22 protein-coding genes and 2 tRNA genes are annotated in these 25,616 nt (G+C 57.3%); 12 read left to right on the top strand and 12 right to left on the bottom strand.

What is annotated here, in order from left to right; all coding sequences use genetic code 11:
• The first annotated feature begins 30 nt into the window (after positions 1-30).
• Entirely contained in the window at positions 31-510 is a 480-nt protein-coding gene (locus tag MCUTH_RS04985; RefSeq protein WP_066956972.1) for a hypothetical protein, read from the top strand.
• A 49-nt stretch (positions 511-559) separates the two neighbouring features.
• Here MCUTH_RS04985 and MCUTH_RS04990 read toward each other — a convergent pair whose 3' ends face one another.
• Positions 560-1,240: a 2,5-diamino-6-(ribosylamino)-4(3H)-pyrimidinone 5'-phosphate reductase gene (locus tag MCUTH_RS04990; RefSeq protein WP_066956385.1), complete on the bottom strand. Its 681-nt coding sequence runs from the start codon at positions 1,238-1,240 to the stop codon at positions 560-562.
• A gap of 293 nt (positions 1,241-1,533) precedes the next feature.
• Here MCUTH_RS04990 and MCUTH_RS04995 point away from each other — a divergent pair, with 293 nt between their 5' ends.
• The 3 genes from MCUTH_RS04995 (at position 1,534) to MCUTH_RS05005 (ending at position 5,135) form a co-directional block, all read left to right on the top strand.
• Positions 1,534-3,234 (top strand): PAS domain-containing sensor histidine kinase, encoded by a 1,701-nt coding sequence (locus MCUTH_RS04995; protein WP_224732723.1) that lies wholly within the window; start codon positions 1,534-1,536, stop codon positions 3,232-3,234.
• 3 nt (positions 3,235-3,237) lie between these two features.
• On the top strand, positions 3,238-3,660 hold the full coding sequence (locus MCUTH_RS05000; RefSeq protein WP_224732724.1) for a response regulator: 423 nt from the start codon (positions 3,238-3,240) through the stop codon (positions 3,658-3,660).
• A gap of 149 nt (positions 3,661-3,809) precedes the next feature.
• On the top strand, positions 3,810-5,135 hold the full coding sequence (locus MCUTH_RS05005; protein ID WP_066956394.1) for a glycosyltransferase: 1,326 nt from the start codon (positions 3,810-3,812) through the stop codon (positions 5,133-5,135).
• 82 nt (positions 5,136-5,217) lie between these two features.
• Here MCUTH_RS05005 and MCUTH_RS05010 read toward each other — a convergent pair whose 3' ends face one another.
• A complete protein-coding gene (locus MCUTH_RS05010; protein ID WP_066956974.1) occupies positions 5,218-5,694 on the bottom strand; it encodes an Hsp20/alpha crystallin family protein in 477 nt (158 codons plus the stop codon).
• A gap of 412 nt (positions 5,695-6,106) precedes the next feature.
• Here MCUTH_RS05010 and MCUTH_RS05015 point away from each other — a divergent pair, with 412 nt between their 5' ends.
• Positions 6,107-7,351, top strand: a complete 1,245-nt coding sequence (locus MCUTH_RS05015; RefSeq protein WP_066956977.1) for a hypothetical protein — start codon at positions 6,107-6,109, stop codon at positions 7,349-7,351.
• 135 nt (positions 7,352-7,486) lie between these two features.
• On the opposite strand, the gene MCUTH_RS05020 is transcribed toward MCUTH_RS05015, so the two are convergent.
• Both MCUTH_RS05020 and MCUTH_RS05025 read right to left on the bottom strand, forming a co-directional pair.
• Positions 7,487-8,131 carry a phosphoribosylanthranilate isomerase gene (locus tag MCUTH_RS05020; RefSeq protein WP_224732725.1) on the bottom strand — a complete coding sequence of 215 codons (645 nt, stop codon included), beginning with the start codon at positions 8,129-8,131 and terminating at the stop codon, positions 7,487-7,489.
• 93 nt (positions 8,132-8,224) lie between these two features.
• A tRNA-Phe gene (locus MCUTH_RS05025) sits at positions 8,225-8,298 on the bottom strand.
• Positions 8,299-8,410: 112 nt separating this feature from the next.
• On the opposite strand from MCUTH_RS05025, the gene MCUTH_RS05030 reads away from it, so the two are divergent.
• On the top strand, positions 8,411-9,385 hold the full coding sequence (locus tag MCUTH_RS05030) for a DHH family phosphoesterase (protein WP_066956983.1): 975 nt from the start codon (positions 8,411-8,413) through the stop codon (positions 9,383-9,385).
• Here the strand turns inward: MCUTH_RS05030 and MCUTH_RS05035 are convergent.
• Entirely contained in the window at positions 9,372-10,139 is a 768-nt protein-coding gene (locus MCUTH_RS05035; protein WP_224732726.1) for a hypothetical protein, read from the bottom strand. The genes MCUTH_RS05030 and MCUTH_RS05035 overlap by 14 nt on opposite strands.
• Positions 10,140-10,199: 60 nt before the next feature.
• Here MCUTH_RS05035 and metG point away from each other — a divergent pair, with 60 nt between their 5' ends.
• Positions 10,200-12,194 (top strand): methionine--tRNA ligase, encoded by a 1,995-nt coding sequence (metG, locus tag MCUTH_RS05040; protein WP_066956400.1) that lies wholly within the window; start codon positions 10,200-10,202, stop codon positions 12,192-12,194.
• 139 nt (positions 12,195-12,333) lie between these two features.
• Here the strand turns inward: metG and MCUTH_RS05045 are convergent.
• The 3 genes from MCUTH_RS05045 to MCUTH_RS05055 form a co-directional block, all read right to left on the bottom strand.
• Positions 12,334-12,408, bottom strand: a tRNA-Arg gene (locus MCUTH_RS05045).
• An 84-nt stretch (positions 12,409-12,492) separates the two neighbouring features.
• Entirely contained in the window at positions 12,493-12,882 is a 390-nt protein-coding gene (locus tag MCUTH_RS05050; RefSeq protein WP_066956403.1) for a DUF473 domain-containing protein, read from the bottom strand.
• 4 nt (positions 12,883-12,886) lie between these two features.
• On the bottom strand, positions 12,887-13,600 hold the full coding sequence (locus MCUTH_RS05055) for a proteasome assembly chaperone family protein (protein ID WP_066956406.1): 714 nt from the start codon (positions 13,598-13,600) through the stop codon (positions 12,887-12,889).
• 60 nt (positions 13,601-13,660) lie between these two features.
• On the opposite strand from MCUTH_RS05055, the gene MCUTH_RS05060 reads away from it, so the two are divergent.
• Positions 13,661-13,987, top strand: a complete 327-nt coding sequence (locus MCUTH_RS05060) for a DUF5611 family protein (protein ID WP_066956409.1) — start codon at positions 13,661-13,663, stop codon at positions 13,985-13,987.
• Positions 13,988-14,362: 375 nt separating this feature from the next.
• Here the strand turns inward: MCUTH_RS05060 and leuS are convergent, their stop codons facing one another.
• The 4 genes from leuS to MCUTH_RS05080 are packed head-to-tail and all read right to left on the bottom strand — an operon-like array spanning position 14,363 to position 20,263.
• The gene (leuS, locus tag MCUTH_RS05065) at positions 14,363-17,125 is read right to left on the bottom strand and encodes a leucine--tRNA ligase (RefSeq protein WP_066956413.1); all 2,763 of its coding nucleotides are present in this window, start codon (positions 17,123-17,125) and stop codon (positions 14,363-14,365) included.
• Between the two features lie 58 nt (positions 17,126-17,183).
• Positions 17,184-19,067, bottom strand: a complete 1,884-nt coding sequence (locus MCUTH_RS05070) for a PINc/VapC family ATPase (protein WP_066956416.1) — start codon at positions 19,065-19,067, stop codon at positions 17,184-17,186.
• 23 nt (positions 19,068-19,090) lie between these two features.
• Complete coding sequence (gene hisI / locus MCUTH_RS05075; RefSeq protein WP_066956419.1) at positions 19,091-19,456, bottom strand: phosphoribosyl-AMP cyclohydrolase; 366 nt, start codon at positions 19,454-19,456, stop codon at positions 19,091-19,093.
• A gap of 6 nt (positions 19,457-19,462) precedes the next feature.
• Positions 19,463-20,263, bottom strand: a complete 801-nt coding sequence (locus tag MCUTH_RS05080) for an A24 family peptidase C-terminal domain-containing protein (protein WP_066956422.1) — start codon at positions 20,261-20,263, stop codon at positions 19,463-19,465.
• Positions 20,264-20,618: 355 nt separating this feature from the next.
• Here MCUTH_RS05080 and MCUTH_RS05085 point away from each other — a divergent pair, with 355 nt between their 5' ends.
• From MCUTH_RS05085 to MCUTH_RS05100, 4 genes are all read left to right on the top strand, one after another.
• The gene (locus tag MCUTH_RS05085) at positions 20,619-21,257 is read left to right on the top strand and encodes a hypothetical protein (protein ID WP_066956425.1); all 639 of its coding nucleotides are present in this window, start codon (positions 20,619-20,621) and stop codon (positions 21,255-21,257) included.
• Between the two features lie 184 nt (positions 21,258-21,441).
• Complete coding sequence (locus MCUTH_RS05090) at positions 21,442-23,625, top strand: type II/IV secretion system ATPase subunit (RefSeq protein ID WP_224732727.1); 2,184 nt, start codon at positions 21,442-21,444, stop codon at positions 23,623-23,625.
• Complete coding sequence (locus MCUTH_RS05095; protein WP_066956430.1) at positions 23,618-24,541, top strand: type II secretion system F family protein; 924 nt, start codon at positions 23,618-23,620, stop codon at positions 24,539-24,541. The genes MCUTH_RS05090 and MCUTH_RS05095 overlap by 8 nt, the downstream gene beginning before the upstream one ends.
• Position 24,542: 1 nt before the next feature.
• Positions 24,543-25,595 carry a type II secretion system F family protein gene (locus MCUTH_RS05100; RefSeq protein ID WP_066956433.1) on the top strand — a complete coding sequence of 351 codons (1,053 nt, stop codon included), beginning with the start codon at positions 24,543-24,545 and terminating at the stop codon, positions 25,593-25,595.
• Positions 25,596-25,616 lie beyond the last annotated feature (21 nt).

Genomic DNA, 25,616 nt, shown 5'->3' on the forward strand with positions numbered 1-25,616 from the left:
ATGAAATATCATGATGCGCATGATCGGATCATGAACTTCAGGTTGCTATCCGCTCTGATCGTTCTGCTGCTCGCGTTCTCGTTTGGCGCTGCCTGTACGGGAGCTGGCAGTGACGTCGGGCCGTCCCCGACTGAGACTACCCCGATTGAGACTCCCGGGAGTACGGCAACGCCTGTCTCCACATCAACAGTCTCGCTGACACCCGGTCCGACGCAGACGATGCCGCCGGGAAAAGAGGTTGAGTTCCAGATTACGGGCGGATTCCCCTCACGGGTTACGAATGATCTCTACATCGCGTTCCGCGGCGGTGCAGGGAAGACCTTCGTAAAGAGCATCGACGTGCGTGTGACTAAGTCGACCGGGGAGGTCGTCACCGATAGCCTGCAGCCGATCACCGGCGAAGAACTGATCATCCAGAACGCAAAAGGAGAGAACCGGGTTGAGATTACCATCTCTCTCATCACGGGCGGTTCCTACAAGGTTATAGATCAGATTGCAGTGGTTCCGTAACACTCTCGCCTCTTTTTTCTAAAAAGGCGACCCTCCGGTAGAGATCTCCTTACCTATTCTCGACGCTCCACCGTATCAGGAGACCGTCATCGAGCTGAACGGCCTCGATCAGGCGCAGTCGCGCAAAGTCTGCTTCCCGGAGAAAACCCTCTCCGTCGGCAGGCGTGGGGGCGTCCTTTCCGCCGATGACGATGTTGCCGATGAATGTCTGGAGTTCATCGACAAGCCCCTGCTCAAAGAGTCCCCAGATCAGGGTCCCGCCCCCCTCGACCATCAAGCGTCGGACGCCCTGCCGGTATAGTTCCTCAAGCAGGGCTTGGAGATCGACCGAATCTTCGCCGGTGACGACGACGGTGGCGTGCTCTCTCAAGGCCTCTACCCGCTCTCGGGGCGCCTTGCGTGAGACGGCGATGATACGCTTACCGGTTCCCTTGTGGAGGATATCCGCATCGAGCGGTGTCCGTGCTGCACTATCCACCACGACGCGGATGGGATGCTCGTCTTTTCCTCCCGCTCTTCGCTCGGCACGGAGGTCCGGGGATTTGACGGTGAGCGAGGGGTTATCCGCAAGCACGGTACCGATGCCGACCATAATGGCATCACTCGCCGCTTTGATCCTGTCGACGCGTGAAAAATCCTCAGTTCCCGAGATCTTGACCTGTCGTCGCTCTTTTGTTGATATCTTCCCATCCGCGCTCATGGCGATGTTAACAAAGACAAACGGGCGCATATTTTAGGGTTAAACGACGATCTTCATATTCTCTCCTCTTTGGTCTTTTCTGCCAAATCCTCTCTTTTTTGCAAAATCGAGGGACTCTGTATTACAGAAGACCGAGTGGTATCTCCCCATTTTTATGAATGGTCTCTATCCATTGCTTCAAATTCCGAATGGTATATAGCCTCGTTCGATAAAACCTTGTACTTCGCATGTCTTTTAATCGCTGTCCTGTGAGCCATTCTAGAGAGGACATCTTCATCGATACAGATATTGTAAAAATGATTGTTCTGGTGTCCCTCTCTCTAGTGTCACTCATACTGACAGCGATTGAGCAGGTTAGCAGCAACCCTATCAGTCCCCTGATCTACTGCATTCCTATTCTCCTTGTAGCGCTCTGGTACCCTCAAAAGAGCCTTCTGTTGACCACGTTTTTGACTGTCGGATTTGTACTTATCCAACTCTACCAGGCATCTCTTGGCAATCTCATCAATCCGGTGATGACGGGGCTGCACACGATCTTCCTCTTCTGGTTCTGTGGGGCCACAACGCTCTTTACCCGTGACTCTCGCCTGGCCCTCTCCCGGTATAGACAACTCATAGAGAATTCTCGCGATGCAAAGTTTCTCTGCGACCCGGATAGTCTCCGGTTGCTCTGCGTCAGCAGGCGGTGCGCGGATATACTCGGTTATACTCCCCTGGAACTCATCGGCGTCCCGGTGGAGTTGTTCTGGGCCGACGAGACCTGTAAGGCGCGGTTTACAAGCGAGATGGAGCGGGAAGGCTACATTGGGAACATGGAGATGCCACTACGTGCACAGAACGGTGATACACGCTTGGTCTTTCTCTCCTGCCGAAAATTGGAGCCAGATAACATATATGAGTGCACGATTGTGGACCCTAGCATGCTCCAGGGTGAGCGTGAGGACCTTGTTCGGTCAAATGAGCGCCTGATGGAACTCATCCAGCAGTCAAACGATATCTTCTTTATGCAGGACGTAGACGGACGCATTCTCCACTTCTCCTGGCTGCATGCCCCAGAACATGGGATCTCTCCTGCCGACCTCATCGGAAAGGGTGTGGATGCCCTCCTGCCCGATGATCTTAGCGCACAGCACATGTCATGGGTCCGCAGCGTAATCAGCGAACGAAAGAATGCCTGCTACGATCTCGATATCGAGCTTGGAGGGGTTCACCATACATTCTCCGTCACACTCGCCCCGTATACCGGCACTGACGGCGCACTTATCGGTGTTGTAGGGTCTGCGCGGGACACCACCGAGATACGAAGACAGAGGATTGCCTGCAGGCAGATGGCCTGGGAGGTGGACCAGTGGAAAGGGCTTGTTTCGAATGTCTCCCACGAGTTGCGCACACCGCTTCAACCGCTCATCGGTTACCTTGGTATACTCGCCGATGATCCAGAGTATTATGGTTTAAAGGGCGAGACTGAGAAGTATCTCAGAACCTGCCTTGAGTGCGCGAGGCAGGAGCAGGCGGTGGTGGAGAGGATGGTCAAGTTGAGTCTGGTCATGACGGATCATATCGAACTTGCCATTCAGGACATACATCTCCGCTCCCTCATCAATTCCATCATATCGAGGGGTGGGTATGAGAGTGAAGCCGAGATCGAGAACGAAATCCCTGAAAATGCTCATATCTGGGGAGATCCCGATCTGCTTTACCAGGCTCTCGAGAGCCTGATATCGAATGCGGTTAAGTATAATGAACCGCCAAAGAAGGTATGGATCCGGTATGCGGGATCAAATAACAATCATTATATTATGGTGTGCGATAATGGCATCGGTATCCCTGCGGATATTATCGGATCGATCTTTGGGCCGTTATTTATCGGAGGTACCCAAGAAACGAGCCACAATTGCGTGCATTCAGGCCTGGGGCTTGCGATCGCGATAAAATATGTCCGATTACACGGAGGGGAGATATCAGTGACAAGTGAGGTTGGCGAAGGGAGCACCTTCACCATCAGAATACCAAAGGAGGCATAAACTGTGGGAAATGCGATTATGGTCGTTGATGACGACCTGCCAACGCTTGAGGTAATGGAACTCCTGCTCAAGAAGATCAACCGTGAACCTCTTCTGGTTCACAACGGTTGGGACGCCCTGCGGATGCTCAAGAAAGAGAAGCCTGCTCTCATCATCCTCGACGTGATGATGTCTCCCATCGATGGGTGGCAGTTCCTGGAGGAGTTGAAGAAGAATGAAGAATACAAGGATATTCCGGTCTTGCTCTTTACTGCAAAACATGTCTGGCCTGAGGAATATTCCCGATACGCGAACGACATCGTCGGCGTTCTAGAAAAGCCGATCTCGCTTGCTGAGTTGAAGGCAGCCCTGGAGAGAGCCCTTCCTGGGGACGCCTCTTCTCGCATGGATAATGCCCACTGCACCCCGCAGGTCAGGAGCGGGTAGCCTATTTTAGAAGCATCACCAGCCCCATAAGCCGGGTCTGGTGAACCTGGGCAAGCATATGGCAGGAGTGCTCCCTATACCGGGTATCTGCTTGCCCCACCGAAAGGCATTTTATTGGCTGGGGGCGTATTACCGGAGAGTGATCCTCAATGATCGTCACAGATCTCCCCAGTTGCCCGTCCCTCAAGGAATACCGGCGGATCGTAGGGGATGAGCAGTTCTCGGCGCTCGAAGAACTCGCCGATCGCTTATCCGGCAACAAGCTGCAGGAGATCAACTCGACCCGTTACGGCGGCGGTGTCGCGGAGATTCTCATATCATACGTCCCTTTCCTCAACGCACTCGGCCTTGAGACGGTATGGAGCGTCATGGAGGCCGAACCGGCTTTTTTCGACGTCACAAAGACGCTCCACAACTTCCTCCAGGGTCGCGACGGATTCTCGCAGTCGATGATCGAGACATACTGGGAGGCTCAGCGGCAGAACGAAGGACTGATTGAAGACGATTGTAATGTCGTGACCATTCATGACCCACAGCCGCTCGGGCTCATAGAGTTCCTGACGACCCGGGAACTCGAGCAGAAGAGACTCCTCTGGCGATGCCACGTTCAGCTGGAGACTGTGCCTACAGAGACCGTGGGGAGCATCGGCAACATCTTGCGAAGGCTGGTCGAGAAGTATCACGCGAGCATATTCTCGAGTTTCCAGTATCTTCCGCTCTGGAACGTGCCAAGTTTCATCATTCCGCCGTTCATCGACCCCTTATCCGAGAAGAACCGCGATCTCCCCCGTTCCGAGATCGATGCCGTCCTCGCGAAGTACGGTATCGACCCGGCAATGCCTATCGTCACCCAGGTCTCCCGATACGATGTCTTTAAAGACCCGGTCGGGGTCATCCAGGCCTTCAAGAAAGTTCGTCAGAAGGTCCCCTGCCAGCTCGTTCTCGTCGGCGGTCGGGCATGCGACGACCCTGAGTGCTATATTGTCCTGCGCGAAGTCCGTGAGACGGCCGAGGATGACCCTGACATTCATGTCCTCGACCTTCCACCGGACAGCCACCGGGAGATCAACGCTCTTCAGCGTGCGTCGGATGTGATCGTTCAGAAATCCATCAAGGAGGGGTTTGGCCTGACGGTAACCGAAGGCCTCTGGAAGGGGAAACCGGTCGTCGCCGGGAATGTCGGCGGGATACCGCTCCAGATCCGCGACGGCTGGAACGGCTACCTGGTCTCGACGATCCAGGAGACCGCCGATAGAATCCTCCATCTCCTCCGGCACCCTGAGAAGGCTGCCGAGATGGGTGCGCGGGGGAAGGACTTTGTCCGCGAGTATTATCTCCTTCCCCGGGGCGTGCAGGACCACCTCACGGTCATCGACCAGATCGTCAACGGCAGGATCACAGCCCGGGACAGCGTCATCTGTTACCACCCCCAGGTGGTGACGACCCGGATGGCCGGGTGCGCTGCCTGGTACTGATGGATGCGCCCCTGCCCGGAGATCCGGTTTGTATAGCGCGACGGGCCGGTAGTATCTCCATGAGAGTGGCGTTAGCCCCCAATCACTCTATGGTGATCCTCTTCCCTCCGCGTTCAGGCGCCCCTCTCATCTTTTGTAGCCGCACCTCTAAAACACCGTTCTTGAAACTCGTCCTTGCCGACTCGTCAGTTACGCTTGCTGGCAGACGTATCAGCCGGCTCATGATTCCATTCCCGCGCTCCCGGATGTAGTAACCACCAGATTCCTCCTCCACCGGCTCAGCGCGCCTTGCGGTTATCCGCAGGGTCTGCGGGTTGAGCAGATTGAGTTTGATGGTTTCCACATCAGCGCCGGGCAGTTCTGCAACAATGATCACCTCTGACTCCTGGTCGAGGATATCGACCAGGAAGTCTGTAGGATGGCCGCGGAAGTCGCGGATGCTCTCATGGGAAACAGCCGGGGCCTCCCTGCCCCGGGGATCCCTGGCTTCCCGATTATTCGTTCCCTCATCGGTGTTCCCCCTCCTGGAATCGGGGGGATTGCTTTCTCTTCCAGTCATGGCCCTCGTCTCCTGCGGTCTGGTTGTCATCGGATGGTCCGTCACCATCTAGCGCCCTCTCTTGGGCGGTTATACTTAACCCTTCGTACTAATGGGGTGGCACGTTTGTTGGGGAGCCCCCTTCATCCAGCCCCATCTCCTGCGATGTATACTTTGTGGTCTCTCAGTGCCCCGGGGTGGTGCCAGGCAGGATAACCGTCTAACTGTATACTCTTCATTGCCAGGGTGGTCGGGAACCGCATTTTACGCGGCCTCCGTTGCTGGCCGTTAGGTTTTTGTGGTGTGACCGGTATGGAAGGGGGGCCCCAGAATCTCCAGTATGCAGGGGTGAACCCGGGGGTTTGCCGCCTGTGCCCATACCACTGGAGATACCCATACTGAAGAGTTGGCGGGGGATATGGAGGGAGACGAAATGGCTCAGTTTAAACCCTTTGATATGGAAGGCATGCCGCTCGAAGAGCAGCCCCAGTCCTGGAAGGATATGACCCCGGCCCCATACGATAAGAAGGCGGTCGACGCCTACACCCGGACCCGGGTCATCCTCATGAATGGGATCGAGAACAATGCCGTCCTCATGTCGCACGCTATTGCGCGGATGCACCCGGACCCCGAGGTGAAGAAATCGATGGCTCTGATGAGGCGGATCGACTCCCAGCAGCAGGAGGCGGTCAACTGGCTCAACCCGGCCGACCAATCGGTCATCGAGACCACTCTCGGCTACGAGCAGGTGGCGGTCGACCTCACCGCGAACCTGGCACAGAACGAGCCGGACCCGTATGTCAAGCAGACACTGGACTTTGCGCTGCTCGAGGACTTCGACCACCTCTACCGCTACGGTTGCCTCTACGACTACATCGAGGGCGGCGACCCCGAGATGATCGTCCAGGGCAAGACCGAGGTGAAGCCCGGCAGGCCGACGAGCATCGAGCACCGCCACCCCTATGACTCAATGCGCAAGCACTACGACAAGGATACGGCCGATATCAAGACGAAGATGAATTATGCCACGATCGTCGCCGCGGAGCAACAGACGATGCTCTTCTACCGGTCTCACGGGTTCATGTACCCGGACGAGATCGCGCGGCAGCTGTATGCTGAGATTGCAGAGATCGAGGAGCAGCACGTGAGCCAGTATGAAAGCCTCGGCGATCCGCGGGAGACGATGCTTGAGAAGATGGCGATTCTGGAACTCAACGAGGCATACCTCTACTACTCCTGTGCCCAGCACGAGAGCGACCCGAGGATCCGGGGGATCTGGGAGAGTTTCATGAAGATGGAGATCGAGCACTTCAACGAGTGTGCGCGGCTCTTAAAGCAGTTCGAGGGCCGGGATATTCAGGACATCATGAAGACCGACGTCGTCGAATCCCTTGTCGTCTTTGAACCGAACAAGGACTATGTCAACAGCGTCCTTGAGAACCAGCTCGATCTTGCGCCGAGCAACATGGAGTATGTGCGGATGCAGGAGCTCCCGGACGACTGGGCGAGTTTTGCCTACCAGCGGGTGGTGAACGCGAAAGGGGTCCCGAGCGAGGAAGTCGTCTCTAAAGCGGGTCCGAGCCTTGCGGAGCGCGATCAGGCGGAGAAGATCCGGAGGGTCAAGCAGGAGATGGCCCGCCGGGTCGAGAAGGGCATGGCAGCGGTGCCGGCCCGGTAAACTACTTTTTTGACCTCGGATAACCAGCCCATTCGCCGCTTCAAGCCTCTGGTAGCGTATTACCCGCAGGATCCCGGGACCAGCTTCTCGGCTGTTTGCCTCGATGAATCCGTGCGGGTGGTCTTTCATCAGCCTTCAGAGAGCGTTTCGCGCTGCACGAGCAAAAGCAAGCGTCCGCTCGGGGTTGCGGACACCGTCTTTCTTGACGCCGGTATGTACGTCGACCCCGTAGGGACGGACCTTCCGTATGGCCTCTGCGACGTTCTCGGGCGTGAGCCCTCCTGCGAGTATCACGGGGATAGATGAACGGGCTACAATCTCCGCACTGATGTTCCAGTCGTGGGGGATCCCTGTTCCCCCGAGTTTCTCGTTCGTTCTGGTATCGAGGATGAGTGCATCGGCATAGGGTTCATAGCGCTTTGCCGTCGCGATGGCTGACTCGTCCATCACATGGACGGCTTTCACTATCTTTAAGTACGGGAGGGCGTCACGGATGCGATCGATCTCGGGCGGCTCAATGGTATCCTGGATCTGCAGCGTCGTGCAGTGTGACTCCCTCACCAGTTTGATGAGGTCTTCTGTATCCTGCAGGTGAGTGACCGCGACCGGCTCGATGAACGGCGGGAGGTGTCGTATCATCCGGGCGGTCTCTGCCGGGGTTATATAATCAGAGCTCTCGTGGGTCACGCCCATGATGAACCCCATAGCATCGCAGCCTGCATCGATCGCACATTGCATCTCCGCCAGACTCGCGGTTCCACAGAATTTGATGCGTATCAAGTCTTCCCTGCCGTTTGATGGATTTGGCCTATCTTCGATAGGCGCTATAAATACACCACAATATTGCTGACTGGATTAGAACTTGAGAAAAGATGCCCCCGCCCGGATTTGAACCGGGGACAACCAGATCTTCAGTCTGGCGCTCTCCCAGTCTGAGCTACAGGGGCTCCTGCCCTACAATGTTGTTTGTAGTCCCTAATAAATCCTGTGTTTCTCGTGGCGGGGGAGCAGAGGATCTTAAACTGCCTATTTATCTCTCCCTGCATAATACTATTGATGATGGACCGGAATGATCAGAAATCGAATGCTCAGGACGCAAACCTCATGAAGGCGCTCTCGGAGCGGACGGAGACCGTCGTGCACCTTACGCACAACGACCTTGATGCCGTAGGGAGCGACGCCATCCACCGGAGGAAGTACGGGGACGTCTTTACTGTCTGGTCTCCGGTCGGCAAATTCCTCGCTAATCTTGACGCCGTGGCCGGCTCTCCCGGACGCGGGAACCTTCTCAGCATATCGGATATCGGCTACCAGCCGGGCGTTGAGCAAAGGCTTGCGAAGGCGCGGTCGAACGGGTGGCGGATCGAGTGGCGCGACCACCACCGCTGGAAAGAGGAGGAGATCCGGGCCGTTGATGCGAAGACAAACCTCCTCCATATCGATGTCTCCACCTGCGCGACCGGGATCGTCGCCCGCGACCTTGCTCCCGAGGACCCGGTGGCGGTGGAGATCGCGCAGGTCGTCTGCGACTACGACCTCTGGAAGCATCAGGATCCCCGGTCGAAGATGCTCGGCCAGGTCGTGATGCAGAAAGGCTATCGCGAGTACGTCCGCGACAACCTCGTCCGGGGCACTATCGTTGATCCGAAAGTGGAGAGCGAGTACCAGCGGATCGTCCGGGAAATGGAGCAAGATATCAAAAAGAGCCTCCGGCACACCACCATCATCGAGGACGGCCGCTATCGGATAGCATTCTCCCCTCTCTACGGCTACCCCAGCGAGACGGCGCATGCCATCCGCGATGAACTCGATACCGATATCGAGGTGATCGTCTCGGGAAACGGCCGCATCTCTATCCGTTCAGTCCCCCCGGTCAGCCACCTCATTGCCCGGGAGTTCTCCGGCGGCGGTCATCCTCACGCAGCCGGAGGGACGTTTCCGTTCAGCCTCCTCGACCGCCTCCTCTTCTGGATCTTCAAGCGGAATCGACATTACCGGCGTCTTGCGGAAGTTGCGGAGACTATCGAAGAATGAAGGCCCCCTCCCGGAGGCGCTTCCAGTAATCCGGGCAGTTCTCCTCGCAGTAGCCGCCGACTTCAAGCATATCCGGGTCGGCAAGAGCGGTGGCGGCCGCAAGGTCCTCTGTCTCTGCATCGAGGAGGATCAGTCTTTTGATGTGGAACCGCTCCATCAGGTCCTCCGCCCGATTAAGATCCTTTGCCGGGAGGATGAGTCTATCCTGGTACTCGAGCAGGAGTTCCAGGTCGAAGGTCTCCGGAGCCCTCGGAAAGAAAAGGGTCTTTCTTTTCGCGAGTAAATCGAGTTCGATTGCGTCCGCTTCGTCCGCGATCAGGATGTGGCCCTGCACGCCCGCATCCCTCATCTCCCGCATGAGCCGAATGTATGAGGTCGCGATAGCCTCGGAAAAACCCTCTTCATCCCCGATATAGCCGTCACGAACACCGAGCATGTGGGGGGCGGGGAGAGAGATCCAGGCCCCCTTCTGCCTTGTCAGGATATAATGCGCATCCGCAACCACAGCAGCCGGGTCGACGTCCGGCTCACCGACAAGCACCCCGTCGATCACCCCGGGGAACGCTCCCCGCAGCCTCTCGCTGTAGAAGATACCTCCGGCGGCGGGCACCGTCACCCCCTCCTGGGCATCAATCGAACGGCCGAGCCGGTAGGTGGTGAGATCCGCCTCCACCACTTTTACCTCTTTCAGCCACCCTGTGATCTCCGGGACCGTGGGCATTCCGACCTCGGAGCCGAAAGATCGAACAGGCATCGTAATCCTTCGTGCCATGCGCTGGTATCTTTATTACCATCGCAACCAGAGTAGATAAGGATGAGTGGTAAGCCGTTGCTGGTAACGTGCGGCCTCCCGTACACGAACGGTCCCTGCCATATCGGGCACCTGCGGACCTACGTGCCGGCCGACTTTTACGTGCGCTATATGCGCCGGTCGGGTGAGGAGGTCGTCTTTATATGTGGTTCCGATAACCACGGAACGCCGATCGTGATCAGCGCTGAGCAGGAGGGTTCGACCCCCCGTGCCCTCTCAGAGCGCTATCATCAGCACTTCTACGAGACGTTCCGGCGGATGGGAGTAGTCTTTGATCGGTTCGGGATGACCGACGACGCCATGAACCACGAGACCACCCGCTCGATCGTCAAACGGCTTATCGAGAACGGCTACATCTACTCGAAGACCGTCAGCCAGAGTTACTGCCCGCAGTGTGAACGGTTCCTCCCCGATCGGTATGTGGAAGGGATCTGCCCCCACTGCGGGGCGATCGCCCGGGGCGACGAGTGCGATCAGGGATGCGGCCAGCACCTCGAGCCCGGCGAGATCAAGGACGCGGTCTGTAAGATCTGCGGCGGCAAGGCGGAGTACCGGGAGCAGGAGCACTACTTCTTCAAACTCTCGGCGTTCCGGGACTTCCTCCTCGAGTATCTCCCCAACCTCCGCGGCACGGCCACTGCCCGAAACTACGCCCTCGGCTGGGTGAAGGAACTCCTGCACGACTGGTGCATCACCCGAACGCTGGATTGGGGCGTCAAATTCCCGGGACGCGACGATCTTGTCGTCTATGTCTGGGTCGACGCGCCCATCGGCTACATATCGTTTACGAAAGAGTGGGCGGAGGCTGCCGGTGCCGACTGGAAGGACTACTGGTGCGGGGACGAGACCCGGGTCACGCACTTCATCGGCGGGGATATCATCTACCACCACTGCATCTTCTGGCCTGCCCTCCTCAAGGGGGCTGGTTACGGCCTCCCGCACGCGGTGGTCGCAAGCGGCATGGTCACGATCGAGGGCAGGAAGTTCTCAAAGTCTCGGGGATATGTGGTCTGGACGAACGACGACTACCTGGACCAGGGCCTCCCGGCAGACTACCTCCGCTACTACCTTCTCTCCTACACCAACCACACGAAAGAACTCGATTTCTCCTGGAAGATCTATGCCGAGCGGGTGAACAACGAGATCGTCGGGACGCTCGGAAACTTCATCTACCGGACGATGTACTTCGCTGAGAAGGAGTTCTCGGGGGTGCCCGACCTTGCCCCACGGCCGGTCGTCGTCGAGGAGATTGAGCGGTCGCTCTCCACGATCGATGCCCTGATGCGGGAGTACGACTTCAAGAGCGCCGTTGATGCAATGATGGCTCTTGCGTCGTTTGGGAACTCTTACATCCAGAGTAACGCTCCCTGGAAACTGATCAAGGAGGACCGGGCGGCGGCGGAGCAGGTCATAGCCGACTGCCTCCAGATTGTGAAAGCGCTTGCTCTGATCTTCGAGCCCCTGATGCCCGAGTCAATGCAGCGGGCCTGGACGATGCTCGGCTACGAGGACAAGATTGCGGATCATTCGATTGCCGAGGCAACGACGCCGGTGGGAGCACGAGCGCTCGCAAAACCCTCCCCGCTCTTTGCTAAGATCGAGAAGGAGCAGATCGCCGCTCTTGAGGCTATTCTCAATGAACGTGTCGAGAAGGCAAAAGAGGCCGCCAAACCAAAGACGCCCACTGTATCCATCGACGAGTTTGCAAAACTCGATATCAGGGTCGGACAGATCGTCTCGGCCGAGCCGATCAAGGGCTCAAAGAAACTCTACAAACTTATCGTCGATCTCGGCAGCGAGAAGCGCCAGGTGGTCAGCGGGATCGCGCAGTTCTACTCCCCCGAGGAACTGGTTGGCAAAGATGTCGCAATGATTGCAAATCTCGCACCGGCAAAGATCTTCGGGGTCGAGAGCAGGGGAATGATCCTCGCCGCCGGTGACGAGGCCTCCCTCCTTGTCCCCCTCCGGCCGGTCAGTCCGGGGACGAAGGTTAGATAACCCTTCTATTTTTTCTGTCAGCGGCGATCCCGGGTAGAAAAAGATCGATTCGCTGGTGTCGGCGAGATCTGGGACGATCCATACTAATTCCCAGCCATTCAAAGAAAAATGGTCCCTTCGGCAACGGCGTTAAAATCGACGGGCCTGGAGGGATTCGAACCCCCGGCATCCGGGTTAGAAGCCCGGCGCTATATCCTGGCTAAGCCACAGACCCACTCTGTAATACTCCCATACATTTTGGTTGTCAGGGGTTATTAACTCTTTGAGGGTCCGGGGCCCGGGAGCCCGTAAAAACGTATCAGCCGGCCCGGTAACAGGCCGACCTGATAATCTCGACTTTGGTCGGGTCACCCCATTTTCTCCCTTCAACGTCGCGGGCGATGGTCGTTCCCCGGAATTGGACTTTGATCCGTGCTGACATTCGTTCTCGTTCCTCAAAGTAGGTTGGGCCGGTGAGTTCGATCCGTTTCATGCTGATGTTGAGTGCCAGAAGGTCGACCATAATACCCGGATCTCCGGGAGAGAGGTCTTCCTCGTTGACGGACGTCAGGAAGAGGCACTCCCCCGGAGTGGCCTCGGTCAGGGTTATGATATTGTGGGCGCTGCTCAACTCAAGGGTGCGCGCCTTACCGCTCTTGAGTTCGGCGATGACTGATGGAGATATTCCGGTTAACGCTGCATACTTCATAGACTCACCCGTACATCGGCAGTTGCTCTCTTCTGGGTGCGGTCTCGGTCTTCTGTACCTGTTCTGCAATCTGGGCCATAGCCGCCTCGATCTCCACCGCCTGTTCGAGCAGCGGTTTGATATCCAGGTTGAGACCGTAGATCTTGTTTAAGACGTCGATCGTGGCCGCGGAAGACCGTGGGTCGGGGGTGTTCACCGTCTCTCCAAGAAGCCCGATGCCGGGGATACCCCGCGTCTTGCACTCCATGAGGATGCTTGCTGCAATTCCCGATATGCTTCCCATGGGAAGGATAGTCGTCTCGTCTAAGACGCGCTCAAGTATCTGCCTATTGGTTGCAACCCCAAAGACCCTCTTTTCTGGTTCGTTCGTGATGATTCCTGCGATTGTGACAATCTCCCTGATATCAAACTGAGTAAGCCAGTTCATGATGCCGTTTGCCACCTCGTAGCATATCATCGGGTGGATGGGGACATCTGAGACGATTGCCGTGAGGTGATCTTTGTCGTAGAGGCGAACGGGAGCATTGACCACACCTCTCGTCATGAGGGCGACCGGTGGAAAATATTTGCTTGTGATCGACCCGATCTGCTCAAACTCCATCTGCTCGACGAGGTACTGCAGGGCAATACTCCCGACGAGACCGCTTCCAGGAAACCCGATCAGCACTGTTTTATCGGTGCCGGAAAGCGCTCTTGATATGACCTTTATATCGTCCATGGGGATCAACCACTCACTTCCGGATTAATTTAACATAGTTGGGTGTCCCTTAAAAATATTATGCAGGAATACCAGATCAAGCGCGGATACACGAAAACTCTTGCAGAATCCATGGTTCAGGGTCTCCGTGACCAGTTTGGGGTTGAACCCACAGTGTCGGAGGATGGCCATTACATAATCTCCTACGGAGCGCTCCTGCGCCTTGAGGTCTGGCTGGGATCGGGAGGCAAGACCCTGATCGTCGATACTGAGGCGGATAAAACCGCCGACGATGAGACGATCCTCGAGACCAATCGCCGGTTCCGGAACTACCTCCAGCAGGTGACCGGGTACACGACAAAAGAACGGGCGAAGAAGGCTCAGCAGGCCGTGAAGGGGACGGAGTAACCGCTCCTCTTTTTGATCGGGCATCTCTTCTTTTTGCGGGCAATACATCCCTGCCCGCCGTTTTGGTGCAGTCGCATGAACCCATGCGTGGATTTCGGGGTGATATTACGCTTGGGGGAACGACATCCCGCAGGAATGGGGTTCGAGCACCGTTAGGTGCGAGGTGGGGTTGGCGGGGAGTGCGATGTTCTGGAGTACGACGCCCTGAAAATTTTGGTTGTTCAAGAGTCATCTACCGGACAGCGGCCTTCATTCTTATCTCATGTCAGGTCTTCTGCCCCGGCTCCATCGTCGACACTCCATGAAGCGCCAAGGAACGTGGGGGATGGGACGTTTAAAGAATCTTGCTTGAAAAAAGTAAAAAACGTGGGTGTTTTACTCGATCACTATCGCCGGCTTGAAGGGCAGGGCCCCCGACGCCTTCGGGTGTGTGCTCTCTTCAGCGTTCTGGACCGTGACCGGCACGCCGAACTCGTGCTCCAGGAACGCCCGTGCACCCTCAAGGATCGCCTGCTCATCGAGGGTCGCTTCTTGCAGTTGTTTCACGAGGTCGGGCGGCAGTTTCAGGACGAATTTCGTGATCTGCTTTGCGGCATCCGTCGCCTCGCGGCCGCGCCTGCGCATATCCTCGTTCTGCATGATATCGCGCATCACCCGGGTCTTGTCGGTCGATGCGGCGATGATCCGGAATGCCTCGTGCTTCCAGGCCGGGGCAACGAAGAGCTTGATGGACGTGGGTTCCATCGGGATCAGCTTCCGGATCGACTCAATATCCTCGACGGTCCGTGCGAGAAGCTCCTCGGCGAGTTCGACCTCCGGGCTGATCAGGCTCTCGTCCGCCACCGGCCACGGTGCAAACGAGACCATGCCCTCCCCGCCGATATCGCTCCAGAGCGCTTCACAGGTGTATGGGATGAAGGGGGCGAGCAGCCGTACCCAGGTGCGGCAGAGATCCTGCATCACGGCCCCGCCGTTTGCACCCTCGGGCAGGCGGCGGCGGTACCACTTCAGGTCGGCCTCCACGCCGAAGAACGCCTCCTGCAATGCCTGCCGGGTCTGGAACGACTCGAGCGCCGCTGAGGTGCTCATGATACGGTGCTGAAGCCTGCTCATGAGCCAGGCATCGATATCGTAGGCGCCTTCTGCAACCTTCGCCTCGTTAACGGTGTTCCAGAACCGCTCGATCTGCTTTTTGGTCGAGGAGACGAGTTCGTTACGCCAGTCAAAGTCCTGCCAGGGCTCTGCGCTTCCGACAAGGAACATCCTGACGGTATCGGCCCCGAACTCCTTCAAGGCGTCTTCGAGCAGGAAGACGTTGCCCTTGCTTGAGGACATCTTCGCCCCGTTCAGGAGACCCATGCCGAAGACCACCATGCCCTTCGGCTGTAGTTCCTGTGGGAAGAGTGCCCGGTGGTGGAAGAGCTGGAACGTGAGGTGATTCGAGATGAGATCTTTTGCCGAGAACCGGTATTCATAGGGATACCAGTAGAGGAACTCGTTCCTGATCCTGTCGAGCGTCTCCCGATCGACCGTCTGGGGGTTCCCTTTGCCGAGGAAGATGTAATCAAAGACCTCCGGCGTCAGGTTCTCCGGCGGGATGGCCCTGAGGTGATGAGAGATTGTGTAGTAGGCCATGTAGATCGTCGAGTCGGAGAGCGGCTCGATGATCCAGGTCGGATCCCAGGGGAGTTTCGTGCCGAGCCCCACCCGCCGGGTGCAGGCCCAGTCCTTCAGCCAGTCGACAGTCCTGTCGAACTCAGCCCGGACCTCGGGCGGGACGAGCGCCATCCGCTCGAGCTGGGTCTTCACCTGCTCCTTCCAGCACGGGTCGCTATACTCCAGGAACCACTGGTCGTGGAGGATCTTCACAAAGACCCTGCCGCCGCACCGGCAGATCACCTGGCGAGTATCGAACTCGTACATCGGAATGGAGCCGTAGCGCTCGATCATCAACGCCGCAACGTCATCCCGTGCCTCGCGAACCGGTTTCCCGCCGTATTTCTCAAAGACCTTCCCCCGGGAGAACTCCGCGCTGTAGATCTCCTGGGTGAGCGCCTCCATCCCGGGGTCGTTCTGGTCGCGGATGCCCGCCCGCTCGACCGCGTCCTTTGCCGGGATCTCGCCGTAGCCCTCGACGGAGATGAGCGGAATCGGCTGGATGGACGTGTACTTCCCCTGCTGCTGCAGGTCGCGCAGAGCTATGTAGTCGAAAGGCGCGTGGGCGGGAACGCTCATGACGATGCCCGTACCCATGTCCGGGTCGACGAATGTCGCCGGGAGAACGGGGACGTCGCCGCAGAGTGGGTGAGAGACGGTCTGGTCGATGAGCGCCGTTCCGGGGATGTTCTCCTTCACCCAGACCTCGTGGTCCTGAAGGCCGAGTTTCGCCGCCGCCTCGGCACTCAAGATCCACTCCTCGCCGTCGATCGTCGCCCGCACGTAGGTGACGGCAGGGTTCACCCAGAGGTTTGTCACGCCGTAGATCGTCTCGGGCCGAAGGGTTGCGCATGGGATCTTCGCGTCGCCCCACTGGAAGATCACCAGGGTGAACTTGATGATCTCGGCCTTGTCGCCCTCAAGGAGGTCGTGATCGCCGACCGGGTTCTCACACTGAGGACAGTACTTGACCGGGTGAGCTCCTTTGACGACGTGATCCTTCTCGTGCAGGTGTTTGTACTGCCACTCGATGAACTTGCTGTACTGGGGATCGACGGTGATGAACCGCCGCCGCCAGTCGATCGAGAGCCCGCACTTCTGCATCACCCGCTGATACTCCTCAGAGAAGTATCGGACGATCTCCATCGGGTCGATAAATCGGTCGAGGGTGTCCTGCGGCACCCGGTAGAGGTCGCGGTACAGCCGGATTGTCTTTTCATCCCCGTTCGCGATCCTCTTTGATATCCCGATGACCGGGGTGCCGGTGACGTGGAACGCCATCGGAAAGAGGACCTGTTTCCCCTTCATCCGCTGGTAACGGGCGATGACATCCGGAACGATGTAGGTTCGCCCGTGCCCGACGTGCATCGCCCCGCTGGGATACGGGTATGCCACGGTCAGGTAATACTTCTCCTTCTCTGCCGGATCGGCCTCGAATGCGTGCTCCCATCGGGAGATGCACTCCAGCTCGTTACTTTGCATGTCCAGTCCGCTCACTCTATGCCTCCAGATACTGGTTTTCTATCTCTTTTTCTCTGCCTCATACCGGCCGCAGCCGGATTATCTCGCCATCGTTGTAGCGCTTGATCATTTCCTGGGCGATGGTGCTGTTCTTTGCAAGGAGAATGTCGCCTTCTTCGTTTACCGTAGCCGTGAAGAGATACTCTTTTCCGGCGAAGACATCGACGATCTTGCCCTTATTCTCCGGGGAAACGATGGTCAGTTGTTTCTTGTCGATGCGTATCTTGATGCCGCCGCCAAGGTGTACCTCCTCCTCGACCGGCCGTTTTGCCTCCAGTTCGCTCCGTGGCCGAATATCGATCCCGATACCGAGTTTGTTCACGATCGCCGAGACGTTCTTGCCGCCCTTTCCGATTGCTGCAGGGACGTCCTTATCGTCGATATAGACAACAGCTTTGTTGTCGCTGATGATCCGGACCTCGACCGGACCGTTCGTATACCGCCCGATCTCGCGCTGAACCTCTTTTTCAGCAACTTTCCAGGAGACGTTCTCCTCGGGCCCGGCCGGCGGGGCGGCTGGCTGCTCCGCGGGGAGTGCCGATTCCGCGCTGGTCCTCGCCGTAAGCGGCATCACCAGGGTCTCACCCTCGTAGCGGAAGATCTCGATCTCTGGCTCCCGCCGCGAATGCTCGCGAACGACGATGACCGGGCGGACGTGGGTGTCGCCGGGCATGCCCTCTGGCGCCTTGATCGTCAGTTCAAGGTCGTAAATCTTTGAGATCTTGCCCTGAACGACATAGATGATGGTGTTGATGATCTGTGGCAGGATACTGTAATCTACGCGGTCACAGAACCGTCGGAGGCAGTCGTGTACCTCCATTGCATGCACCACTCCAACCATACCCATTCCGGCAAGGCGCATATCGGCATAGACGCTGAAGTCCTCGTTCTTGCGGATCTCGTCAAAGACGACGTAATCGGGTCGGACAAGCAGGAGAGCCTCGGCAGTGTTCATCATGCTGCCTTCAAGCGCCGTGTACTGGGTGATGTGATCGGGCACCTGCAGGTCACGCGGGGCCTCCATCGTCTTTACGATGAAGTCGTTATCGGCAAGGAACGTCGCAAGACTCTGGGCGAGCGTGGTCTTACCCGCGCCCGGAGGACCTGCTATCAGGACACCGCGCCGGTTTCCGAGAATCCGCTTCTTGATCTCCGGTGCCATATCGTAATCGTCAAGCGAGAGATCGACGAGCGGACGTACCACCGTAATCTCCATCCCGTCCGAGAAGGGTCGCCGGGCGATCGAGATCCGGAGAGATCCGATCTGGGCGACCGTAATCCCACGCTTCTCGAGTTCGATGAACCCGTCCGGGTCACGCTTTGCCCGCTCAAGAAGTTCCTGCGCCATGATCCGGAGTTCATACTCGGTCATCGGGGTATCCCGAAGAGTGACCAGGCGAATGTCCCGGAGTTTTCCGATCTTTGCCATCGGCAAAGCACGCTCTTTCAAGGTGATCGCGGTCGTCTCCTCGTCGAAGAACTGGTCTATCGAGAGCGGTGAGAAATCGCCAACCTGCGGCTTTAAGTAGACGACGTCAAGCCCTTTTGCCTTTGCAACCTCTGCCTGCACGAGGTCGCTTGTGATGAACCGGGCATCGTGCTCGATGGCGACGTTCCTGATCAGGGCGTCTATCTCGCCTCCGCTGGAGAGTTTCACCTGGTCGAGGCTCGGGCGGTCTCCGGCAAACTGGAGATCAATGATCTTTTCCTCCGACATCCGGAAGAGTTCCTGGAGTTCGGTCAGACCGGAAAATCCTATCTCCCGCCCCTGATTTGCCTGTGCCTCCAGTTCGGCGACGACGGCTTCCGGTATGATTATTGTTGCGCCCTTATATTCTCCGGTTTTTATCATCGATGTTATGCGTCCGTCTATTACGACGCTGGTATCGGGTACAATTTTCATAAAAAATCACCATAGTAATGAAGTCATTCACCCTTATTAGCGTATACCTTCTCCGGATCAAAGACTATTCCGGCGATCTCTTCACCATCGATCGTTCGGTAGAAGCATGAGGCATGCCCGGTATGGCAGGCTGCGCCGGACTGCTCAACCTCATACAGGATCGCATCCGCGTCGCAGTCGACAAGCATGCGCGAGATGCGTTGGACGTGCCCGCTCTCTTCTCCTTTCTTCCAGATCTTCTGTCTGCTCCGACTGTAGTAGTGTGCGTATCCAGTTCGTTTTGTAAGGTCCAGCGCCTCGGCGTTTGCGTAAGCGAGCATCAGAACCTCACGAGTTCGCTTCTCCTGCACGATGACAGGTACCAATCCATTCTTGAACTGTATCTCCATATTGGTTCACATTCCTGCTAGGATCTTCATGATCTCAAAGAGGATATCACCCATGAATAGTGCAGTCAGGAATCCCGCCGTGATCGGTATGATGAACGGAATGCCATACGATATCCAGACCTTGCCGGCCTTTCGGTAAAGTGCAAGTTCCTTCTGGTAGTCCTCGGGGTGCAGCCTGAGGTCTTTTGTATATCGACGTTCTCCCCGAGTCATTCGCCCAAGCGACTCCGTAAAGCCAACGAATCGTCGGACAATCTTGCCGTCCTCTTCCCTGATATCTTCCATGACAAAGCCGAACTCGTTCTGGATCTTCTTCCCGTCGACGGGAAAGCCGAGGAAGAGGCAGGGGAGCGGAGCCCGGTTCCCCTCTATCAGGTTCTTCGCGAGTATTGCAAAGGGTGCCGCGATGTTGATCAGCACGGCGTTCGTCAGCACGGTGAATGGGAAGAACCCAAGCGGTGAGATGCCGAAGTACGGCTCGATCGGAGATAACGGGATGCATGCGGTGATGATGATGAGGGCATACGCATCCGCTCCTCCAAAAAGGCCTTTAGCCTGAAATAGGTAGAAAAACCCACAGAAGACTGCGACCAGAACGAGGTAACCTGCTGCCGTCCGCCAATCTGCAAGGAGGATCTGTCCGTATACCCAGAGTGCCGCAGGAATCGCAATCGCGAGTGCTGGCCGCCAGGTTCTGTGGGGTACCCGGCGATCTCTTGCATCCAGAACAGACGCATATATGAGCGTGGCGCCTATTGCAACCGTTGCAATGATGAGCGGGATGGCGATCACGGGCGAAAGCGTCATGGGATAGTACCCTATTCACTTTTTATTTCTTATTTCTGGCGATCTCACTTCACAGCGGATCCTGGTTCTTTCTATGCGGTCTTTGGGATAAATCTGAAGGCCTTCCTTTTGGCGTGGCGATCATGGGTTCTCTCTCGGCCCTGTTGTGGCACCTTTCTTCTCCTGATTCCTTCCTGATGTAATCATACGAATCAGGTGTTTACAGTCCGTTTTATTCTTATTTTTAAGATATTATCATCTATACGCGAGATACATTTTAGCAAGATATTAATAATAGCATAGTGATGTGGTATATTGCGGTAGAGCGGAAGTGTTCCACTTATCCTGCGCAATAATACCTTACCTGAAGATATCCATGGAAATAGTCGATCTCATGGACGAGATCCTTCAGCAGTCGACGTGTGAAGGGTGCTTTGATCTTGAGGAGTTGCTGCGCTATAGTAACGTCCATTCTCTGACCGGAATGGGGGTCACGAGAGAGAAGACACATACATTTTTCCTGATTCTCTCTAATGGCGAACCGAACGGCGCCATTCTTGTCGATGACAAGGGGACGCTCTTCGGGGACTCGGCCGTTCTGCGCCTGACCGGCGAGGAGAAGTTCGCACTCTATCTCATAGCGCCGGTGATCGCCGATGCGCTGATTGCCCGTTGCAGGATCTTTGAGACGAGTCATTTAAAGAAGAACGGCCGTCTTGATATCCCGACGATTGGTTCGCCTACCCGACAACGAGTGGGAGTCCTCTGTCTGACCGTCCGCGACAACCACTCGCCTCTCGCCGGCGCTCATGTCTCGATCCGGAAGGGAAAACTTGTCATCACGAGTGATGTGACGGATTCCCAGGGGAGAGTTTGCTTTCGACTGTTGAACGGGCGCTATATGTGTGTGATCGCGGATCGATCCGGGGAGCGAAGACGGTGCATCATCGACTTCCATGATCCTCAGGTAGAAACGTCTGTTGATGTTGGGGGCACAGAGGATGAGAACGGGTGAAGATGAAGAACGTGAATTGATTGCATCGGTCAGAAGTCTCCTTGCACAATCAGGGGGATCACAACCCGGCAGGGAAGAGGTTACAGCGGGGTCGCACGGCTCCGCTCCACCATCTCAAGAGAGTGATACAGAAGATCAAGGGGAGTCGGCCCCGGTCATGGATCCTGGTCCTGGCGGAGAGGAGATGCGTGAGCATTCTCCTGGCCCGGTCTTGAGAGGGGCCGATATCCGTTCAATCATCGGCTCGGTGATGAGTTCAGAAGATACCAGGGGGCGGCGCACAACTGCTGATGAGGATCCTGTCCGGGCACTCCTCAACCGGCTCGAGAGGTCGGGGAGGGAGACTGATAAGGAGCGTACGGTCACCCCTTCGCCGATGAGCAGTGATACAGGGCCGAAGGCTGCACCCTCTTCACCCGGGCATCGTGATCCCTTTGGTATCCTCAACCGGGTGAGAGGGATGAAAGAGGCCGGCGAGGCCGGGGAGATGGAGGCTGAAGGGCCCGGGTCCGAAGATCTCCCCGATGGGGTGATATCGGTCGAGGAACTCGGGAGCCTGGCAGACCTGATCCTCCCGAAGAGTGCGACGTTTGCTGTCGAAGAACTGAGTATCAACCGCAACGAGCACAATTTCGACTTCGTCGACAACGCCCGGGTCGTCTCGGAGTTCGATGACCTCTTCTCCCAGGCACTCTCCTCCACCGCGTTTGCCGAGGCCGCGGCGGAGGTGGCGTCTCCCTCCGAAGAGGTTCCAAAGCCCCGGTTCGGGTTCCTCCAGAAGCTCCGTCCACTTCGTCCAGAGATGGAGATCGAGGAGTACAACCCTGCCGTCCACGGGCCACTTCTCGATCTTTCAATGCGCCCCTCCCCGGGAGTGGAAGAGATCGAACTCTACCCGGTAAACGAACCATACGCCTACGTCAGGGTCATCTACGACAGCGCAACCCATGAGTACACCTACTGTGTGCTTGAGCCTGAACTCACGCCTGCGGAGCGGGAACTCTTCCTGGAGATCAAGGAGCGTCTCTTTGAGACGCTCAATATCACCACCCGTGACCTCACACGCGAGGCGGCACGCAAAGCGCTTCGCGACGCGGCAAACAGAATCATCGCCGATTACGGGATCCATCTTGATGCGGTGGGGCGGGAGAAGGTTCTGTATCACGTGGAGAAGGAGTTCCTCGGCGACGGATTGATCGACCCGGTGATGCACGACAAGTACATCGAGGATATCTCGTGCGACGGCGTGAACTGCCCAATCTTCGTCTACCACACCACATACGAATCGATGAAGACGAACCTTCTCTACCACGACGCGGCGGAACTCGACTCGTTTGTTGCCAAACTCGCGCAGCGGGCCGGGAAGTACATCTCGATTGCTGAACCGATGCTGGACGCCACGATGAGCGATGGGTCGCGTATCCAGATGACGCTCGGCTCGGAGGTGACCGCCCACGGTTCAACGTTCACGATCCGGAAGTTCCGCGAAGAGCCGATCACGCCGACGGATCTCATCGAGTGGCACACCTTCTCACCGCTCGGGATCGCCTTCATCTGGCTCGCGGTCGAGAACGGCAAGTCCTGCATATTTGCAGGCGGTACGGCGTCCGGAAAGACCACGACCCTGAACGCTATATCGCTCTTCATCCCGCCGCTTGCAAAGATCGTCACCCTCGAGGATACCCGTGAGTTGAAACTCCCTCACCCGAACTGGATCCCGAGCATCACCCGAGACTCGTTCTCGCAGGACGGGCGGGGCGAGATCGATATGTACGAACTCCTGCGTGCCGCCCTCCGGCAGCGCCCGGAGTATATTCTGGTCGGCGAGGTCCGTGGCCGTGAGGCCTTGACCCTCTTTCAGGCGATGAGCACCGGGCACGTCACCTACGCGACGATGCACGCCGACTCGGTAGCGAGTGCCGTCCACCGTCTGGAGAACCCGCCGATCAACGTGCCGAGGAACATGCTCTCTGCCCTCTCCCTGATGTCCATCCAGGTGCAGGCCCGGGTGGGGGGCCAGCGGATCCGGCGGAACAAGCAGCTCATCGAGATCCTGGATATCGATCCCCGGACGAACGAACTGATCACGAACGAGGTCTTCCGGTGGCATCCCGCGACCGACGAGATTCGTTACTCGGGCAAATCCTACATCCTCGAGCAGATCATGGAGGACCGGGGATGGAGCGAGGAGCGGATGCAGGAAGAACTGAAGCGGCGTCAGGAGGTGCTTGAATGGATGCGCATCAAGAAGATCCGGCATTTCCGCGATGTAAGCAAGGTCCTTGTCTCCTACTTCCGCGATCCGGAGGGGGTCATCGAACGCGTCCGTTCTGACCTTTATGGTGGGATGGTGAGGCAGCATGAATAGTTATGAGCGGTTCTGCTTCAACCTGATCGGCCGTGACTTAAAGGAGAAGCGTGGGGAGTTCATCAAGCTCAGAAACGATCTCGTGGGGGCCCGGATGAACACACCCTTTGAGGCCTACCTTGCGACCGCTTACGTCTCCTCGGTCATTGTTGGGCTGGTCGCTGCGGTAATCATCGGGCTTCTGACTTATCTTCTGCGGGTCCCCGAGATGATCACCTACCGGGGAGCGGTCCCGGAGTTCCTCTACGCGTTAAACGACTACAAGCTCCTCCTTGGGACCATCATCATCACGCTCATCTCCCTTGCGATCTTCGGAGGGATAACGTACCTGGTCTTCCTCCTCTACCCCGGGATACGGGCCGGGGAGCGCCGCAGGAACATCGATGCCACACTCCCATACGCCATCAACTACATCACCGCGATGTCTTCGGCCGGGATCACTCCCGCGGAGGTCTTCCGGCTGCTCGGTCAGAGCACGATCTACGGCGAGAGCGCCGTCGAGGCCCGATATATATCCCGGGAGACGGATTTCTTCGGCAAAGACCTCCTTGATGCGCTTCGGACGGTCTCTCAGGCGACGCCGAGCGAGCGGATGCGTGAATTCCTGCAAGGAGCCGTCGCGAGCATCTCGAGCGGGAGTAATCTAACGGAGTATTTCCGCACCAAGGCTCACCAGTATACGCTCGAGAACAATCAACAGCAGAAGACATTTCTGGAGACGCTCGGGCTGATCGCAGAGTCCTACGTCACTGCGATGGTCGCCGGCATGCTCTTTTTGATCATTCTGCAGTCGGTGATGACGATCCTCTCGGGCGACTCAAACCCGCTCTTCCTCTACATCATCATCTACCTGATCATCCCGTTCGGGAGCGTGATGTTCATCATTCTGATCAGTTCCATGACCCCGGAGGTGTGATATGGGGTTCAAAGAGATTATCGATGACTTTCTGAACCGATTGCCGGGCCAGGACCGAACGACGGGCGGCGCGGCGGCGGACGCCCTGGTGTCCGAGTCGTTTGAGGAGCGGGAAGAGGAGATCTTCGGCCGGATAGAGAACTGGCGGAAGTATCAGGAAGGGTTTTACCGGTTCCTCAAGCACCCGCTTAGAGTTATGGCGGAAGAACCCCTCACCGTCCTCTTCATCTCCATCCCAGCTGCCCTCCTCCTCTTTGCCGGCGGATTTATGAGCCTGGTCCTCTCCTACGGCGTCGGCGTCCTCTTTTCGACGACGATGATCGACGATGTCTTTGTCTTCTCGCTCCTCATCGCCATCGTGCCGCTTGCAATCCTCGACCTCAAGGAGTCGCTGCGGGTATCAAGCATCGAGGCATCCCTCCCGAACTTCTTCCGGGATGTGGCCGGGATGAACGACTCGGGCATGACCCTCCCGCATGCAATCCATATCGTCTCGGAGGGGGAGTACGGGGCGCTCACGCCGCACATCCGTAAACTCGACACCGAGATGTCCTGGGGCGTCCCGTTCGTCGAGGCCATTCGCCGATTCGGGAAGGCCGTGAACACCCCGCTCACCGAACGGAGCGTCGACCTGATCGCCCACGCGAGTTCGGCCGGCGGCGACGTGAGCGAGGTGCTGCGGGCTGCGGCACACGATGCCTACGAGTTCTTCAACCTGAAGATGGAGCGGAGAAACGGGATGATGATCTACATGATCATCATCGTTATGTCGTTCTTCGTCTTCCTCTTCGTCATCGGGGTGCTCTCAAGCACGTTCCTCACCACGATGGCGGAGGCGGGGACGGCGGTTGCGGCCTCGGGTTCGACCCAGACATTCATGGGGACCGTAGACCTCTTCCTCTACAACCGCCTCTTCTGTCACGCCGCACTGATCCAGGGGTTCTTCTCGGGACTCGGGGCCGGGGTCATGGGCGAGGGCCGGGTGCTCGCCGGTCTGAAGTACTCGGCGATCATGGTGCTGATCGCCTGGATCGCGTTCCGGTTCTTTATCTGAGGGCCGGGACGGGTTTTCTCT

Origin of the sequence: Methanoculleus thermophilus (genome assembly GCF_001571405.1) — an archaeon.
Classification (GTDB): Archaea; Halobacteriota; Methanomicrobia; order Methanomicrobiales; family Methanoculleaceae; genus Methanoculleus; species Methanoculleus thermophilus.